Here is a 16,687-nt window from a genome sequence, read left to right on the forward strand (position 1 = left end):
AAACCATGGTCAAGATCGCCCGCTGGAACTACGACGGCGGTACTCGGGAAGGGTTCGTCGACGACGACAACTGCTTTGCCCTGTCCGAGGGACGCACCGTCCAACACCTGCTGGAAGCCGGGCTCGAGAAGACGCTGTCCATCGCCGCCGAAACCCGACGGACCGTGCGTCCTGTTGCCTTGCGGGACGTGCAGTTGCTGGCACCGCTGTTGCCGGGCACTATCAGGGATTTCGTTGCTTTCGAGGAACATGTTGAGGGGGTTCGCAAGAGCATCGATGGCGTGGCGGGCGTGGTGGCCGAATGGTACGAAGCACCGACGTTCTATTTCACGAATCCTCATACGGTGACCGGCACCGGCGCGGTGATCGGCATTCCTGCGGGGTGCAGCGAGCTGGACTTCGAGACTGAGGTCGCGGCCGTCGTCGGACACGTACCAGGCAGTGAGGGCAGGAACCTGTCCGGGTCGGACGCGCACCGCCACATCTTCGGCTACACGATTCTCAACGATTGGTCGGCGCGCGACCTGCAAAGGCGGGAGATGAAGGTCAGCCTTGGCCCCTGCAAGGGAAAGGACTTCGCCAACACCCTCGGCCCCTGGATCGTGACCGCCGATGAGTTCGAGCACCTGCACGACGACCAGGGATTCCTCCCCCTCACCATGGCGGTGGAGGTCAATGGCGACGTTATTGGCCAGGACCTCCTGTCCAACATGGGGTGGCCCTTCGCAGAGTTGGTGGCCTACGCCTCCCAGGACTCAGTGGTCCGCCCAGGCGATGTCCTGGGTTCAGGAACCTGTGGCAGCGGCTGCCTGGCCGAGCTATGGGGCCGGAACGGCGCCAAGACTCCCCCGCCCTTGAAGACCGGTGATTCCGTGCGCATGACAGTGGGCGGTATCGGCTCGATTCTGAACACCGTCGGTGAACGGCGCGAGGCCGTCACCAGGGTTCCTGCCCGCTGCCGGCCAGGCACCAAGGACCTCGGCAGCCGAAAAGTGGGGGAAACTGTCACTAACCACTAAAGAAAGCGCGGTCCACCTTTGATCTCCCTGCAGCAGGACCCTGAAGGCTTCGTTCGGATGAAGAGGCACTTCCCAGGCGGTGCCTCAGTATCCATACTCTTCACTGACGGAACCCAGGAAGTCTTTACCGGGCAAAGGCTCAACGACATCTACGACGAAGCGCTGGCCGCGTATCGCGCCGGCAACCACCTTGACGCCAAGGGATTCAACCGCGGCCCCCGGAAGAAGGTCCAGCAAACCATCGAGTTCATTCCCGTCTCGCCGGGCATGTCCGGGTAGCTCACCGTCGCCGGCCGGAGGCGTGTTCCACGCAGAAGGGCGTCCACGGCCGTGCCTCAAGCCTGTCCTCCGGAATGGCCGCTCCGCAGACTTGGCACGTTCCGTAGCTGCCTTGGGCAATGCGCCCCAAAGCAGCGTTGATCGCCTCCAGGCCGGCACGGCTTTGATCCAGGAGGGCTTCTGCCTGCGAGAGTTCGAACGCTATGGTGCTGCCCTCGGGATCATGTTCGTCGTCCACATTGGAGTCTTGACGTGCAAGGCTCACCGAGGTGATGTCGCTCCGCAGCGCCTTCACCAGCCCTAGTTTGCGGTCCCGCTCCTCCTCAAGGAGGACCCTGAACCGCTCTGCGTCCACCACGGAGGTTCAGAGTTCCACTGTTCCGCTCTCGCCCACACTGAACCGGGAGTTGGTGACCTTGGACTTAACCCACTGAAGCACCGTAGCGGCTGTTCCGCCCGGACTGGTCCAATACTCTGCCGAGTCCGAATCGACGTGGAGCAGGCATACCTCCGGAGTATCCGGCCCATCCGGATACCAGGCTTCCACCACCTGGTTCCACATGTCCCGGATCTTCTGGCGATCAGTGACCACTTCGGCGATACCAGCCACCGAAACCCACTCGGTGTTCTTGCCAAAGGAAACGTTGACCCTGGGATCCTGCCGCACATGCGCCACCTGCGAGGTGTCCAGTCCCGTAAAGAACCACATGTCGCCGTCGTCCTCGACGTCCTGAACGGCGAGTGGACGGCTGACCAGCGCGCCTTCTTGGTTGATGGTGGTCAGCATTCCGATCCTGGAGTCGTTGATGATGCCCGTGACCTTCTTGATGCCCTGCTCTTCAGTCATGCCTCGCCTCGCTCTTCTCCGTGCCGGGGACTTTCCCCAAACGGACAGCCTAATAGTAAGACTACTGATTTACTAGGAGGCCGAGGAATGTCGATAAAAGGCCAGGAATGCACGGCACTCCGCCTGCCGGGAATCATGGCGGCCTGTTGTCCGTTCTTCTTGATGATGACGGCCGACGGCGGTCAGGCATGCCTCCAAGGGGCAGCACACGACGGGAAGTTTGGGGACTGCCATGACGTTGGACGAAACACTTGGCCACTTGCGGGCCGCGCACCTCATGGTCCGCGATGCCCAGGAATGGGACGGTCTCACCACGGCACTGCGTTCAGCGTATGCTGCCGGCGACGAAGACCTCATCGAACAACTGAGATCGCCGTACCTCCAGTCATGGCGGACCGTGACAGGCAATGTCCTCAGGGACACGTTTGACTCCGCCGGCATTTCGGTTGCCGATCCCGCCCATCCTTGGGGAATTGCCACCTTAACCGCGAACGGATTCAGCGCAGAACCGGTGCTGTGCCTTGTTGATGAAGCGCACGCCGACGCCACGGAAACTGCCCGGCCGGACACCGTCCGGCTCCTTACCTTTTCCGAAGCACTGGACCACTACGCGGACTGCCTGGCGCCCTTCTTCGGCGATCGCGCCCAGCAACAACGGTGAAAATCCTGTCTCCCCACCGGATCCCTCGGCCGCTACGAAGCGGCTGAGGGCTCCTCCAGCAACGCAAGCAGCCGGGAAACCGCGTCCGGGAGTTCGGCACCGTGGGAAAACACCATCCTGTCCGGAGCCATATGGGCGATCTTCCAGAGCGAACGTTCGGCCTCCGCTGGATCAGCTGTGAAAGGCGCGGGTGGTCGCACCATGGTCCCGTCCATGACACCCACGGTGTCGCCCACGAACATCAGGCCCTCATCTTCCAGCAGCAAACTGATGTGGCCTTCGGTATGCCCGGGTGTCCGGATAACCCGCAACCCGCGGATCTGCTGACCCTCGGAGGCTCGCTGCATCAGTCCACCCGGGACCACGGCATCGGACTCGCCATCGCCGGCCCACACCGCAGCACCCGTCGTCCTGGACAGGACGTCCTCCAACCCGCCAACGTGATCCGGATGCGAATGCGTGAGCACAACGTCCGAGACGTCACCCCAGCCCGCGCCAACCCGGTCCAGCCCCCGTTCGATGTCGACCATACTGCCGGCCAGGCCCGCATCAATCAGCACAATCCCTTCAGCGACGGGAAGCACGAAGCAGCGTACGTCTAAGCTGAGCTTGTCCGGTCCTGCCATTCCCGCAGGCAGATGCACTTGCTGGACGATCGTTTCCAGCGGCCGGCTCATGGCTGTCGGCTTCCCGGCGGTCCGTCGATGATGCTGGGGATGTACTCCAGCAACTGGGAGCGCCCATCAAAGGTCCGGCTGTCCACCATCTCAAGTGCGACGTCGGGGTAGCCATCGTAAATCCGTTCACGTCCGGTCTTTCCGGTAATGACGGGGAACACCACCAGCCGATACCTGTCCACCAAACCGGCCGTCAGCAATGAACGGCACAGGCTCAGACTGCCGAGGGTACTCAGCGTGCCCGTGCGCGTCCGCTTCATTTCCTTCACCGCTTCTACGGCATCGCCGGACACCAACTCCGAATTGGGCCAGGCCAAGGGCGCTTTGAGGGTGGAGGAGAAGATGACTTTGGGCATGGCCGCCAGACCTGACAAACTGGCGCCTTCCTCGTCGGAAAATCCGGATCCATCCCCCGACGCCTGCTCGGACATGCTGGACATCACCCGATAGGTGTTGGCGCCCATCAGCATGGTGAAGTCCTTCTTGCCTTCCTCCTCCAGCCACGCCAAGTACTCAGGGCCCTCAAGGCCCCACCAGCCTGGCCACCCCTCCGCGGAGGCGTAGCCGTCCAGGGAGATAATCAGGTCCACCATCAGGGTCGCCGATGACTCGCTTGCGGTTGACTGGCTCATGAGCTGCCTCCTCGGATTTACCGTGCGGGCCATGCTAGCCCCGGAGGGGAGAGCCATTCAAGGGTTCGGGGCTAAAGCACCAGGAGGGCAAATCCGCCAAGAGTACTCAAGATGCCGACTCCAGTGAGGATCCAACCGACAATCAGCACAGTGTGGTCGTGCCGCGGTGGTTCAAGTGCGCAGCGCGAAGGGTGGCAGACGTCGTAATGGACCACCACCGCCTGGGGCTCATGGCCTCCGGCGCCGGCAGGGACATCCAGCAGAACTTTTCGTTCCTCATCTGACTGGTCAACCCAGTGGAGGCCCATGAATCCCCCGGCGGAGAAGCGTTCACCGTCCGCGGTCACCCAAACGCATCGGCGCTTGGCGATGATCCAGGCACTGATCAACAAAGGCACGCCCGGGACAAACCCCACCCAGGTCATCATTTCCAGAATGGGGCCAAGAACGTCCACAGTACCGGCCATAGAGTCGATCCTATGTGCTGCGGGCCGGTGTCCGGGAGGTCATGAAGAAGGAGGTCAGACGTTGCGGTCCACCCGGGAGCGCCACAAAAGATAGACGAAGTATGGCGCCCCCACCAGAGCCGTCATGATGCCCGCCGGAATCTGCGCGGGAGCAATGACCGTCCTGCCAATCACGTCTGCGAACACCACCGTGCCGGCGCCAATGAGGGCGGCCACCGGAAGGACGCGGGAGTGCCGGGCCCCCACCAAGGTTCGGGCGGCGTGTGGCGCCACCAGGCCGACGAACGCGATCACGCCCACCGATGAAACAGCCCCCGCAGTCAAGAGCACCGCGATGGAGAGCAGGAGGAGGCGTGATCCGGAGAGCCCGATGCCCAGCACACGGGGAGAATCATCATCCACCGCAATGAGGTCCAGGTCCCGTCGCATTCCTGCCAGCACGGGAAGCGAGACCAGCAACGCAAGGAGCGGCGGCAGGACCGACGCGAAATTACGGCCATACGTGGAGCCGGACAACCACGTCAGCGCCTTCGTCTGGTTGAACGGGTCCGTACTCACCAAGAGGACTGTAATCATTGCGGCCAATCCCGCGGAGACACCGATGCCTATCAATACCAGGCGGTTCTGCTGCAGCCCGCCGCGGAAGGCGAGGCCAAAGACCAGCAATGCCGACAACGCCGCGCCCCCCAGCGCGGAGCCGGTGATGATCCAGGATCCTGCGGTGGGGACGGTGGTGATGACGATGATTGCCGCCAGCCCGCCACCGCCGGAGACGCCCAGGATTCCGGGCTCAGCCAAGGAGTTCCGGGAGACTGCCTGGATGAGCGCACCGGCAAGAGCCAGGGCAGCTCCTGCAAGAACCGCTGCCAGGACCCGGGGCATGCGCGTACCCAACACGGCACTGACACGGTTTCCGGACTGGCCCGTGAGCCAATTGACCAGATCACCGAGCAGGAGTTTCGCATCACCCAGCAGGGCTCCCGCCACCAGCAAGCCAGCGAGCACCACCAGAAGCCCGATCAATACCGTGAGGAAGAACCGGCGTGAACGCAGCCGCGCCAAGGCGTCGCCTGCAACACTCAACCCGGCATCGGACATCCGCATGGCCAGGACCACCAGGAAGACGGCGCCGAAGACCGTGGTGACTGCACCGGTGGGGACTTCGACGCCGGCTTGGGCACCGAAGAGGCCACGGACCAGCACGTCAGCCCCGATGACCACCACGGCACCGGCCAACCCGGAGATGGGCAGCAACGCCCGGTGCCGGCCAAGCCCGCGGAGCCGCGAGGCCAGCAGCCGAACAATGGCCGGGGCGCACAGACCCACGAACCCAATCGGCCCGGCGATGGTGACGGCCGCTGCGGACAGGACGACGGCAAGTACGACGGCGCCGACCCGGGCCAGGCGCGGATCCGCACCTGCCAGCCGGGAGGCGTCGTCGCCCAGGCCGAGTAGATCCATCCTGCGGGCGAGGAGGAACAAGCCTGCAATGGCCAGAAGAATGACCGGTGTGAACTGGATCAGTTCATCGGTGCGTGACTGGGCAAGGCTGCCCTGCCCCCAAGCGTAGAGTCCGGTGGTTTCCTGGCTGAACAACAGCAACAGCGCGCTGGTGGCCGAATGCAGGCCGAGGGCCAGGGCCGTGCCGGCCAACACCAAACGGATGGGACCGCCGTTGCCGTTGGCTCCCCCACCGGACAACGCCAGAACCAGCATCGCTGCAGCAAGTCCGCCGATGAAGGCAATACCACCGGACAGCAGCGCCGGCAGCGTCAGCCCGAAGGCGGCCACTGCCACGATGGCAAAGTGGGCGCCGGCGTTGACGGCCAGAGTGTCGGGGGAAGCAAGAACGTTGCGGGTGGCCGACTGCAATGCTGCACCGGCCACCCCCAACGAGACGCCGACCAACAGGCCGGCGAAAAGCCGCGGTACGCGCGAGGCGACCAACACTGCGGTTTCCTGGTCTGTTCCGCTTCCGGTGACCAGACCCAACAACTGCAACGGACCGACGTCGGCCGTTCCTTGCGTGAGGTGGATCGCTGAAAACAGAACCAGGACAACCATCCCGGCCGCAGCCACAAGGACCGGGCCGGAAAGACGCTGGACGCCTTTGCGTGCGCCGTGTCCGGTGGACGGTGCGGGGACGGGAGCACCCGCCACGGCCGTGGGTACGGTCATGGCGGGCCTCTTCACAGTGTCGGTCATGAGGTGGGATTACTTGGTGAGGGACGCGACGATCGCGTCGACATACTGGGTCATCGAGGCAGGGCCACCGAACATCCAGATGCCGTCGGAAAGGCGGTGCACTTTGCCGGAGGTTACGAACGGAAGTGACTTCCACACGGCGTTGTCGGTCAGCTGCTCGGTGAAGTCACCGTCAGCACTGTTGGTGATGTACACAAAGTGGTCGGCATTGACGGCGGTCAGGCCTTCGACGTCCGTGGAGCTCAAGCCGTAGGCGGGGTCGCCTTCAACAGTCCAGGGGTCGACGAGCCCGAGTTCGGTGTTGATGTCAGCCAGCAGGGATCCCTTGGTGTAGGGACGGATGGAAACCTTGCCGTCAGCAACCCAGCCATCGGCGAACGCCACGCGGGAACCGTTGAGGCCGGCCTTCTCAAGATCAGCTTTGCCCTTGGTGACAGCGGCATCGAACGCGGCGATGGCCTCCTCAGCCTTCTTCTCCGTGCCGGTTGCCTTGGCTACCAGCTTCAAGTTGTCTTCAGCCTGCGCAATTTGTCGGCTGCCATCGGCGGACTTCACCACAACAACGGGAGCCAACTCTTCGAGCTGCTTGATGACTGGTTCCGCCAGATCGGTGGTCGCAACGATCAGGTCAGGATCGAGGGACGCAATGGTGTCGAAGCTGGGCTCGTTGCGCGTTCCGATATCCGTGGGGGTGCTGTCCAGCTTGCCGGCGGTAACCCAGGCGCTGTAGCCCTTGACGTCTGCAACGCCTACGGGCATGACGCCGAGGGTGGTCAGGTTCTCCACCACGTTCCACTCGGTGCCCACCACGCGCTTGGCTGGGCCGTCCAGCTTGACTTCGGTGCCGCGGGCGTCAGTTACGGTGATGGGCTCGCCGGCCGCGGCGGTGCTGGACGCCTGGCTGGCGGGACCTTCGGTAGTGCCGCAGCCGGTGAGCAGGACTGCCAAGGCAGCGGTGGCGGCCAGGGCCTTGTGGATCTTCATGGACACGGGGGTCCCTTTCGTGTTGGGGTGCTTACGTTTGGTTGGAGGTCTTCAGCTGTCGTTGTGCCGGCCCACCGCGCGGGTGCGCAGCCGGCCGGTCAACGGATCAGTGTGTGTCACGATGGGGATTGAATAGACTTCGCTCAACAGCGCTGCGTCGAGGGCTTCGTGGGCTGGACCCGCTGCTGCAATCCTGCCCTCCGAGAGAACCACCACGTGGTCGGCCAGCGCGGCCGCTTCATCGAGGTCGTGCAGGACCACGCCGATCGCCACACCGTGGACGCGGGCGAAGTCGTACACCAGGTCAAAGATCTCCACTTTGTACCGGAGGTCCAGGTGGTTGGTTGGTTCATCCAGGAGCAACACCGACGTATCCTGGGCCAGGCAGCTTGCCAGCCACACCCGTTGCAGTTGTCCGCCGGAGAGTTCCTGGACACCACGATCGGCAAGTTCAGCGACGCCTGTCAGTTCCATGGCGCGGTGAACAGCGGAGGGTCCCTCGGGATCGGCAGCACGCCACCGTCCGCGGTACGGATGGCGACCGAACTCCACGACGTCACGAACGCTCAGTCCGTGCGGCACGGGCCGGCTCTGCGACAACAACGTTACGTGGCGGGCGAAGTCGCTGCGCTTCATCATCAGCGCATCCGATGCTTCTCCACCTCCAGGCCGGACCTTGATAGATCCTGAGGAGGCCTCATGCAGACGGGCGAGCGCACGGAGCAGCGTGGATTTGCCGCTGCCGTTCGGACCTACCAAAGCCACGATGCGGCCCGGCTCCAGGCGGAGTCCGGCACCGTGCACCACGTCCTTCTCCCCATAGCGGAGGACCAGGTCTGTGGCTTCAAGCCCGGAGAGCTCACTCAGTTCAATCACAAAACGAAAGATTAGCTTAGGCTTACCTAATTTCTAAAACCGTGTCAGAGGATGTCTCCCACACGCCGCCTCGGGACGGCTCGGGACGTGCAAGGCTTGAGACATGGACCTGGACATCTCCCCCACAGTGACTGTTCCCGCCTCGGAGCTGTCCTGGCGGTTTTCGCGGTCGTCGGGACCCGGTGGCCAGCACGTCAACACCACCGACAGCCGGGCCGAATTGATGTGGAACGTTGCCAAGACTGCGGCCCTGACGGATGGGCAGCTCCAGCTGCTGCTCAGGCGACTGGGGCCGAAGCTTGTTGACGGCGTCATCACAGTGACGGCCTCCGAGGAGCGGTCACAGCTGCGCAACCGCGAGATCGCCCTGGCCAAACTCGCTGACATCGTCAGGGCGGGCCTTGTTCCCGAAGTCATTCGCCGCCGCTCCAAACCCACCCGCGGCTCGGCCCGCCGGCACCGCGCGGCCAAGGAACTCAGGTCCGCCACCAAGCAGCAACGACGCCGGCCTCCAGCCGAGTAGTTCAGATTTCGGGCGACAATGAGCCTGACTAAGCCGTAGTGACCTCAACCCATTGCGCGCGCCACTCGGGAGCTTGGAAGGCTTCGCTCCAGTAGGCGGTTTCCTTGATAATCCTGCCGCCACGGAATTCGAAGATGAACACCGTCTGATACGCGGTTCCGCCATAGTCCAGCAGGGCCTCGGCCGTCACCAGGTTGCCGCCGCTCAGGAGGCGGCGCGGACTAATGGTGGGGAGTTGCGGGAAAGCACTGTAGATGGCCCTGCGGTTTTCCGCCCCGCGCACCACTTCCCCGGACTGGGGCCAATGCATCACGGCGTCGTCATGGAACAGCTCATCCATGACCTCGATATGCCGATCGTTGATGCAGTCGATCAGCCGCTTGACCACGTTCTCGTTGGTGCGCTGTTCATCCAGGATTTCGTCAGCCATGATCCGCATTGTCCTCCTGGGAGCCCTGTTGCACTACTGCTTGAGCGGCCCGGATCAGTTCTTCTTGATCAGGTCCATGAAGGCCTGGAGATGTTCGGCCATGTCTACTGATTCGTCGTAAAGCCAGCTCAGCTGGATGCCGTCCACCAATGCGGTGATGTGGCGGGCGAGGACCGACGGCGGGAAGCCGTCCCTCAGGCGTCCGGCGGCGAGTTCGCGTTCCAGCTCGGATTGAACTGAATCCACAAAATCCTGATTCCTCCGGAGGAGGAAATCGTGGGCCGGATGGTCCGGGCTGATGGCTTCGGCCCGGAGGGTGGCGTCCAGGTGGATGACGCCGCGGATTCCCGCGTTGTGGCGCATGACGGCAGGAACGGTTTCCAGCAGGCCCTTCTGGCTGATGAGCTCCCGGCGCCAGGGGCCCTCACGCTCTTCGCGGAGGACCAATACCGCCTCCAGCAGCGCTTCCTTGCTCCCGAAATGATGGAGGAGGGCGGTGTGGCTTGTGCCGACAGCCTCGGCTATCTGCCGGATGGACAAACCCAGGTACCCCTTTTCGGCGAAGACGACGAAGGCGGCCTCCACCAGTTCGGCGCGTTTCCTGGCGCCGTTGGCATAGGGGGCGCGCTTTCCTGTTCGGCCCGGTGCGCGGGCCGGTTGCTCGCGGGTTTCCTGGTTCATGTGACGACCTCCTTGGGATGAGGCTACCAAGTTTCTTTTCCACTTTGGTAAAGAAATCTGTTTGAAAGTATTCCAATATGGTCAAAGTTTGGTTAGCGTTGCTCGAAGACATCACGGGCCGCGTCCTCACCGGCCCGGATCACCGATCCCAAAGAGCCAACGGTGGCTCTGGTCCAAAGGAGGATTTTCATGGGTGACTCCACAGCGCAGACGCAGGTCCTGGCACCTGCCGGGCCAACAGCACCGGGCTCAACAGCCAACGCACCAGCCATCGCGCCGCCGTCGGGCAATGCACCGCAACAACCGCTGTCCAGCAAGAGGACCATGGCGCTGGTCCTGATCGCCGCCTTGGGCATGTACATCATGAGCCTCACGCTGGGCACGGCACTCTCGCTGCGCCTTGCCGTAGTTGATCCGGCGTCCAAGGAGACCAGCTATGGCATGGCCGTGTCCATCAGTTCGTTGATTCTCCTGGTCACCATCCCGCTCACCGGCGCCCTGTCCGATCGCACCGCAGGCCGGTTCGGACGGCGGCGTCCTTGGATCATCGGCGGGTTGGTCCCTGCGCTGATTGCCGCGGCAGTCATAGGCACTGTCCCCTCCACGCCCGTCATCGTGGCGGCGTACGTCGTTGCACTGGTGTCGGCACAGGCCGCCTTCAACGCTTACGCCGTCATTCCCATCGAGGCACTGCCTGACAATAAGCGTGCTCGGGTCATGGGTGCAATGGGCATGGCAGGCGCACTGGCAATGTCCGCGGGGTCCTACCTCGCCGCGTGGCTGGTGGACGCACCGTTGCTCATGATGTGCGTTCCCGTCCTGCTGGCGCTCGTCTGCAGCATTCCGCTGTTGGTCCTGTACAGGGATCCAGCGAAGACGCGCGCTGAATTGCCGCCGCTGGACCTCAAGGGCCTGGCGAAATCTTTCCTGGTAGATCCACGAAAACACCCCAACTTCGCGTGGGCGTGGGTTTCCCGGTTCCTTGCCGGCATCGCCATGACGGCGTTGTTCGCCTACTTCATCTTCTTCCTGATGGACGGGCTCGGCATGTCCATTGCTGAGGCCGGAAAGAGTGCCGGCCTGCTCACTCTGATCTCGGCTCCAGTCAGCATCCTGTTCTTCACCGCTTCCGGTTGGCTCTCGGACAAGATTGGCAGGCGCAAGCCGTTTGTGATCGCTGCTGCTCTGCTCATGGCCACGGCCCTGGTGCTCGGTGCCACGGCAGGCTCCTTCGAGCAGTTCGTGGTTGCCTGGATTGTGTTCGCCATGGGCCAGGCAATGTACCTCACCGTGGATCTGGCGCTCTGCGCAGCTGTCCTCCCGGATGCCCGGGACACCGGCAAGGACATGGCCGTCTTCAGCCTGGCCCTCAGTATCCCCAACATCATCGTTCCCGCAGCCGCCCCCGCGATCCTCGCAATCGGCAGCGGACACAACTATGGCTTCCTTTGGTTTGCAGCAGCCGCGCTGTGTGCCATGGGCAGCATCACCGTCACCTTCATCAAGGGCGTCCGCTGAAAAGCGGGCCACCTTTCCTGCACACAGACCCCAAAGGAACACACATGACCTCCTCCCAGTCCTTCCCCGCCGGCTTCCTCTGGGGAGTCGCCACCGCGGCCCACCAGGTCGAAGGAAACAACGTCAACAGCGACACGTGGTTCCTGGAGCAACTCCCCGGCACGATCTTTGCTGAACCTTCCGGTGATGCGATTGACCACTACCACCGCTACCGCGACGACGTGGCGCTCATCGCCGGCCTTGGATTCACCACCTACCGCTTCTCCCTGGAATGGGCACGCATCGAACCGGAGGAAGGACAGTTCTCGACGGCGGCGCTCAACCACTACCGCCGCGTGCTGGAGGCCTGCCATGAGCACAACCTCACACCGGTAGTGACCTTCCACCACTTCACCTCACCGCTGTGGCTACTCGGGGCCGGGGGCTGGGAAGACCCGGCGACTCCGGAGCGCTTCGCTCGCTATTGCGAGCGGGTCATGGAGCACTTGGGCGATCTCATTGGCGTTGCATGCACCCTCAACGAACCCAACCTCCCGTGGTTGTTGAAGGAATTGGGGATCGGTGGCGGACCCGCCGAGAGCCGTGGACAGGTACCTGTCTGGGCGGCTGCCGCTGAACGCCTAGGCATTGAAGCAGCCCGCATCGCCCCCTTCCAGTTCACGGTCTCGGAGCCTGGCTTTGAGGTCAAGCTCGCCGCGCACCATGCAGCCACGGTCGCCATCAAGGCACGCCGTCCTGAGTTGATGGTGGGTTGGACATTGGCGAACACGGACATTCACGCAGCACCGGGCGGGGAAACCAACGCAGAGCGTATTCGCCGCGACGTCAACGAGCGCTTCCTGGAGGCCTCCCGCGGAGATGACTTTGTGGGTATCCAAACGTACGGACGCACCGTCTTTGGAGCCGACGGCCTTGTGCATGCCGAGGACGGAGTGCCCACCAACCAGATGGGCGAGGAAATCTATCCTGAGGGTTTGGAAGCGACCATCCGCGAGGCTGCCCGCATTGCACGGATCCCGGTGATCGTCACTGAAAATGGCCTGGCAACCGAGGACGACACCCAGCGCTTGGACTACCTGCGAACGGCAGTCGCCGGCGTCGCCTCCTGCCTGGCCGACGGCATCGACGTGCGGGGGTACATCGCATGGACCGCCTTTGACAACTTCGAGTGGATCTTTGGCTATGTCCCCAAGTTCGGGCTGATTGCTGTCGATCGGGCGACTCAGGAGCGTACTCCGAAGCCCAGCGCCACTTGGCTGGGTGGCGTGGCACAGGACAATGGCGCGTCCCTTGCCCTGGGCACGTCCGGGTCCCTCGAGAACCAGCCCGCCTAGGACCGCCAGCCCGTCCGCGCCAACCTACCCTGATACTGGAGACCAATGATGACTACCTGGCATGCCCGCATGATCGCTGCAGACAAAGAGTTCGACGGCGCACCACTGATGCGCGGCGAATTCCGGCTCGACGAAGGCCACGGCGGCGTTGAGTCCGCAACCCTGTTCCTCTCTGCCCTCGGAGTTGTTGAGGCATGGGTTAATGGCCGGCGTGTTTCCGATGATCTGCTGACACCTGGATGGTCCAGCTACGAGTGGCGGGTGCGGTACAGCGAGCTGGACGTCACCCAGCTGGTGGGTCAAACGACTGTCATCGGGTTGGCGCTGGGCAACGGCTGGTATCGGGGGCGGCTGGCGTGGTCCGGCGGGTCCAAATACTACGGGCAGGAAATCGGTGCCTTCGCCGAAGTCCGGATCCGATTTACCGATGGCCACGAGCAAGTCGTCGGGACCGACCCATCATGGACCGCAGGTCAGTCGGCCACCACGGCGAACGACCTCTACGACGGCCAGTCCATCGATGCCCGAAAGTTCGACGACGCGTGGCTGGCGCCGGGCTTCAGCTCGGGGAAATGGTCGGCGGTGCATGTGCTCGACGACGACCTCAGCCGCCTCGAGCCCTACATTGGTCCGCCGGTCCGCCGCCAAATGGAGCTGAACCCGGTCAAGATCTGGACGTCACCTGCCGGAAAGGTGTTGGTGGACTTCGGGCAGAACCTGGTGGGGTGGTTGCGGGCATCAGTCACAGGGTCCGCCGGCCAGGTGGTGACACTGCGCCATGCTGAGGTCCTCGAGAACAGTGAGCTGGGTACCCGGCCGCTGCGTTCGGCGGAAGCTACAGATTGCTTCACGCTCTCCGGCGGCGAGGACGTCTTTGAGCCAACGCTGACCTTCCATGGATTCCGCTACGCGGAGGTTGACGGTTGGCCCGGCGGCGCCGAAACCCTGGCCAGCGAAGGCGGCCTGACCGCCGTCGTTATCAGTTCGGACATGAAGCGGATCGGTCACTTTACGTCCTCTGACCCTCTCCTGAACCGTCTTCACGAGAACGCGGTGTGGGGCATGCGCGGCAATTTCGTGGATGTCCCGACGGACTGCCCGCAGCGTGATGAGCGCCTTGGCTGGACAGGAGACCTCTCGGCGTTCGCGCCGAGTGCCGCGTTCCTGTTCGACAGCAAGGACTTCCTCCGCGACTGGTTGCGGGACCTTGCATTGGAGCAGAAACACGACGCCGATCTGGTGCCGTTTGTTGTCCCCAATGTCCTGAAGTACATCGAACAGCCGGCCGAGTTCGGCGCCCCGGACACCGCTGCGGTGTGGAGCGATGCTGCGGTATGGGTTCCGTGGGCACTCTGGACCGCCTACGGAGACAAGCGCGTGCTGGAAGAGCAGTTCGAGTCGATGACCGGCCACGCCAGGCGGCTTCGCAGCAAACTCTCACCCAATGGCTTGTGGGACACCGGCTTCCAGTTCGGAGACTGGCTGGATCCAGACGCCTCCCCGGACCAACCGTGGGCCGCAAAAGCCGACAAGCATGTAGTGGCGACACTGTGCGCCTTCCGAACGGCGTCCTTGGTTGCCGCAACAGCGGAGGTCCTCGGAGATGAGGGGGCTGCCACCGAGTTCGGAGCCATGGCACAGGAACTTCGGGCGGCATTCACGGATCACTACCTTTCCCATGGCGTCATCACCAGCGACTGCACCACTGTCTACGCCCTGGCCATCGTGTTCGACATCCTGGGTGAGGCAGACCGGGAATTCGCAGGGCGCCGGCTCGCGGAGTTGGTGGAAAAGTCCGGTTTCCGCATCTCCACCGGTTTCGCGGGAACACCGTTCGTCACCGACGCACTGACAGTCACAGGCCACCTCGACGAGGCATACCGTCTGCTGCTCCAAACCGAAAACCCCTCCTGGCTGTATTCGGTCACCATGGGCGCCACCACCATCTGGGAACGCTGGGACTCAATGCTGCCGGACGGCAGCATCAACCCCGGCGAGATGACCAGCTTCAACCACTATGCACTTGGCGCGGTGGTGGACTGGATGCACCGGACCATAGGTGGGCTGGCGCCGCTGGAACCGGGATACCGGCGCATCCTCATGGCGCCACAGCCTGGCGGCGGACTGCAGTGGGCTGAAACCAGCCTGGAAACGCCCCTGGGATTGGCCTCTGTCCGCTGGGAAGTGGTTGACGGCCGGCTGGAAATCTCCGCAACAGTTCCGGATGGCGGCGAAGCCGTCCTACGGCTTCCAGGCGTGGACGACCAGATCCTGGGGCCGGGACACCACAGGCGCGCCGGTGTCCTGCCGGAACTCACCTTTCATTGAGTGAAATCGCGAGCCACGCCCTGCCTCCAATGGGCAAAGCTTGAAACAGGTATTGATGCCGACGAAGGAAAGAAGGAACCACATGTCCCTCAGCGTCGAGGAAATGAACACAACACTCCCCCTGGCCAACACTTTGCCAGGCGAGGCCGTCCCCTACTACATGGCTTCCGGGGAAGGTGCACGGTACGAGATCAACGGCCAGCTCGTCACCGTGATTGCCCGTGCAGCCGACACCGGCGGGATTTTCAGCGCGGCCTACATCTCCGGTGGCAAGGGGGCCGAATCACCGTTCGTCAACCACTCGATCGAACACAAAACGCTGTACGTGTTCGACGGAATCCTCCACGTCTGGCTGCCTGGCGAAAGCCGCATCCTCACCCCCGGAGACTCCGTGGTCATTCCCCCGGGGACCCCCCACGCTTACCGGATGGCCAGCCACTACACACGGTTCCTAAACTGGATGACGCCCGGGGGCGCGGAGGCGTATTACGAGCGCGTAGGTACACCCATCGACTCCCACGTTCCACCAGTCCACGCCGGGCACCGGCTGACCGTCCAGGAACAGGCCGACGTTGGCGCCGAATTTGGGATCACGTTCCCTGACGTGGAACGCGTCAACCCGAGCCTCCAACACAACGCCGGCCTCCCGGCGTCGCTGAGTCCTTACTTCCTCAGTGCCGGAGAAGGCGAACGGCTGGTCAGCTACCAGACCATGTTCTCCTACCTCTCACGCCCGCAGAACACAGGGGACAACTACTTCGCGGTCCACACCAAGGGCGCCAAATCCCCGTACATTCCGCTGCACTTCCACTCCGAGCACACCGAGAATTTCCTGTGCACGGAAGGCAGGATGTTCCTGTACGCCAATGGCCGCGAGATGCTCCTGACCAAAGGCGATTTTGTGCACGCCCCAGCCGGCACCATCCACTCCTTCGCGTTCGACGCCCACAACACCCAGATGGTGGGTTTCCTCACGCCATCGGTCTTCAACGGCTTCTTTGAGTACTTCAACAAACCCACAGAGGACCACATCTACACCGAGGGTGGCGAGCCCTACATGGACATGGAAGGCTTCGGCCGCGCCCAGGCCGAGATGGACCTGACCGTGGTGGGACCTCCCCCGCAGAGGCGGGTTGCCCTGGACCTCTAGTCCAGCCCAACGAGTCCAGCCCAACGCAAGCACATCGCAGGAGGCCCGGATCCTTTCCAAGGATCCGGGCCTCCTG

Annotated in this window: 18 protein-coding genes; 8 read left to right on the plus strand and 10 right to left on the minus strand. The window is 63.3% G+C overall.

Features of this window, described 5'->3' with window-relative positions; all coding sequences use genetic code 11:
• Window positions 1-5: 5 nt before the first annotated feature.
• On the plus strand, window positions 6-1,019 hold the full coding sequence (locus RQH14_RS04375; RefSeq protein ID WP_311212119.1) for a fumarylacetoacetate hydrolase family protein: 1,014 nt from the start codon (window positions 6-8) through the stop codon (window positions 1,017-1,019).
• A gap of 18 nt (window positions 1,020-1,037) precedes the next feature.
• Window positions 1,038-1,298 carry a hypothetical protein gene (locus RQH14_RS04380; protein WP_311212120.1) on the plus strand — a complete coding sequence of 87 codons (261 nt, stop codon included), beginning with the start codon at window positions 1,038-1,040 and terminating at the stop codon, window positions 1,296-1,298.
• A 1-nt stretch (window position 1,299) separates the two neighbouring features.
• Here RQH14_RS04380 and RQH14_RS04385 read toward each other — a convergent pair whose 3' ends face one another.
• Both RQH14_RS04385 and RQH14_RS04390 read right to left on the minus strand, forming a co-directional pair.
• Complete coding sequence (locus RQH14_RS04385) at window positions 1,300-1,656, minus strand: TraR/DksA C4-type zinc finger protein (RefSeq protein ID WP_311212121.1); 357 nt, start codon at window positions 1,654-1,656, stop codon at window positions 1,300-1,302.
• 6 nt (window positions 1,657-1,662) lie between these two features.
• On the minus strand, window positions 1,663-2,145 hold the full coding sequence (locus RQH14_RS04390; protein ID WP_311212122.1) for a pyridoxamine 5'-phosphate oxidase family protein: 483 nt from the start codon (window positions 2,143-2,145) through the stop codon (window positions 1,663-1,665).
• A gap of 232 nt (window positions 2,146-2,377) precedes the next feature.
• Here RQH14_RS04390 and RQH14_RS04395 point away from each other — a divergent pair, with 232 nt between their 5' ends.
• A complete protein-coding gene (locus RQH14_RS04395) occupies window positions 2,378-2,806 on the plus strand; it encodes a hypothetical protein (protein ID WP_311212123.1) in 429 nt (142 codons plus the stop codon).
• Window positions 2,807-2,838: 32 nt separating this feature from the next.
• On the opposite strand, the gene RQH14_RS04400 is transcribed toward RQH14_RS04395, so the two are convergent.
• The 6 genes from RQH14_RS04400 to RQH14_RS04425 form a co-directional block, all read right to left on the minus strand.
• A complete protein-coding gene (locus RQH14_RS04400; RefSeq protein WP_311212124.1) occupies window positions 2,839-3,483 on the minus strand; it encodes an MBL fold metallo-hydrolase in 645 nt (214 codons plus the stop codon).
• The gene (locus RQH14_RS04405; RefSeq protein ID WP_311212125.1) at window positions 3,480-4,115 is read right to left on the minus strand and encodes a dihydrofolate reductase family protein; all 636 of its coding nucleotides are present in this window, start codon (window positions 4,113-4,115) and stop codon (window positions 3,480-3,482) included. The genes RQH14_RS04400 and RQH14_RS04405 overlap by 4 nt, the downstream gene beginning before the upstream one ends.
• 71 nt (window positions 4,116-4,186) lie before the next feature.
• Complete coding sequence (locus RQH14_RS04410; protein WP_311212126.1) at window positions 4,187-4,582, minus strand: hypothetical protein; 396 nt, start codon at window positions 4,580-4,582, stop codon at window positions 4,187-4,189.
• Window positions 4,583-4,636: 54 nt separating this feature from the next.
• Window positions 4,637-6,787 carry an iron ABC transporter permease gene (locus RQH14_RS04415; RefSeq protein ID WP_311212127.1) on the minus strand — a complete coding sequence of 717 codons (2,151 nt, stop codon included), beginning with the start codon at window positions 6,785-6,787 and terminating at the stop codon, window positions 4,637-4,639.
• Between the two features lie 9 nt (window positions 6,788-6,796).
• The gene (locus RQH14_RS04420; protein ID WP_311212128.1) at window positions 6,797-7,777 is read right to left on the minus strand and encodes an iron-siderophore ABC transporter substrate-binding protein; all 981 of its coding nucleotides are present in this window, start codon (window positions 7,775-7,777) and stop codon (window positions 6,797-6,799) included.
• 45 nt (window positions 7,778-7,822) lie between these two features.
• The gene (locus tag RQH14_RS04425) at window positions 7,823-8,647 is read right to left on the minus strand and encodes an ABC transporter ATP-binding protein (RefSeq protein WP_311212129.1); all 825 of its coding nucleotides are present in this window, start codon (window positions 8,645-8,647) and stop codon (window positions 7,823-7,825) included.
• 103 nt (window positions 8,648-8,750) lie between these two features.
• On the opposite strand from RQH14_RS04425, the gene arfB reads away from it, so the two are divergent.
• On the plus strand, window positions 8,751-9,170 hold the full coding sequence (gene arfB / locus RQH14_RS04430; protein WP_311212130.1) for an alternative ribosome rescue aminoacyl-tRNA hydrolase ArfB: 420 nt from the start codon (window positions 8,751-8,753) through the stop codon (window positions 9,168-9,170).
• A gap of 28 nt (window positions 9,171-9,198) precedes the next feature.
• Here the strand turns inward: arfB and RQH14_RS04435 are convergent, their stop codons facing one another.
• Window positions 9,199-9,600, minus strand: coding sequence for a nuclear transport factor 2 family protein (locus RQH14_RS04435; protein WP_311212131.1), 402 nt, complete (start codon window positions 9,598-9,600; stop codon window positions 9,199-9,201).
• A 54-nt stretch (window positions 9,601-9,654) separates the two neighbouring features.
• On the minus strand, window positions 9,655-10,281 hold the full coding sequence (locus RQH14_RS04440) for a TetR/AcrR family transcriptional regulator (RefSeq protein ID WP_311212132.1): 627 nt from the start codon (window positions 10,279-10,281) through the stop codon (window positions 9,655-9,657).
• Window positions 10,282-10,470: 189 nt separating this feature from the next.
• On the opposite strand from RQH14_RS04440, the gene RQH14_RS04445 reads away from it, so the two are divergent.
• The 4 genes from RQH14_RS04445 to RQH14_RS04460 all read left to right on the plus strand — a co-directional run bounded on the left by RQH14_RS04445 (window position 10,471) and on the right by RQH14_RS04460 (window position 16,611).
• Window positions 10,471-11,799: an MFS transporter gene (locus RQH14_RS04445; protein WP_311212133.1), complete on the plus strand. Its 1,329-nt coding sequence runs from the start codon at window positions 10,471-10,473 to the stop codon at window positions 11,797-11,799.
• A gap of 44 nt (window positions 11,800-11,843) precedes the next feature.
• Entirely contained in the window at window positions 11,844-13,133 is a 1,290-nt protein-coding gene (locus RQH14_RS04450; RefSeq protein WP_311212134.1) for a family 1 glycosylhydrolase, read from the plus strand.
• Between the two features lie 45 nt (window positions 13,134-13,178).
• On the plus strand, window positions 13,179-15,461 hold the full coding sequence (locus tag RQH14_RS04455; protein WP_311212135.1) for a family 78 glycoside hydrolase catalytic domain: 2,283 nt from the start codon (window positions 13,179-13,181) through the stop codon (window positions 15,459-15,461).
• 82 nt (window positions 15,462-15,543) lie between these two features.
• A complete protein-coding gene (locus RQH14_RS04460) occupies window positions 15,544-16,611 on the plus strand; it encodes a quercetin 2,3-dioxygenase (protein WP_311212136.1) in 1,068 nt (355 codons plus the stop codon).
• Window positions 16,612-16,687 lie beyond the last annotated feature (76 nt).

Origin of the sequence: Arthrobacter sp. WCS2018Hpa-7 (assembly GCF_031843805.1) — a bacterium.
GTDB lineage: Bacteria > Actinomycetota > Actinomycetes > Actinomycetales > Micrococcaceae > Arthrobacter.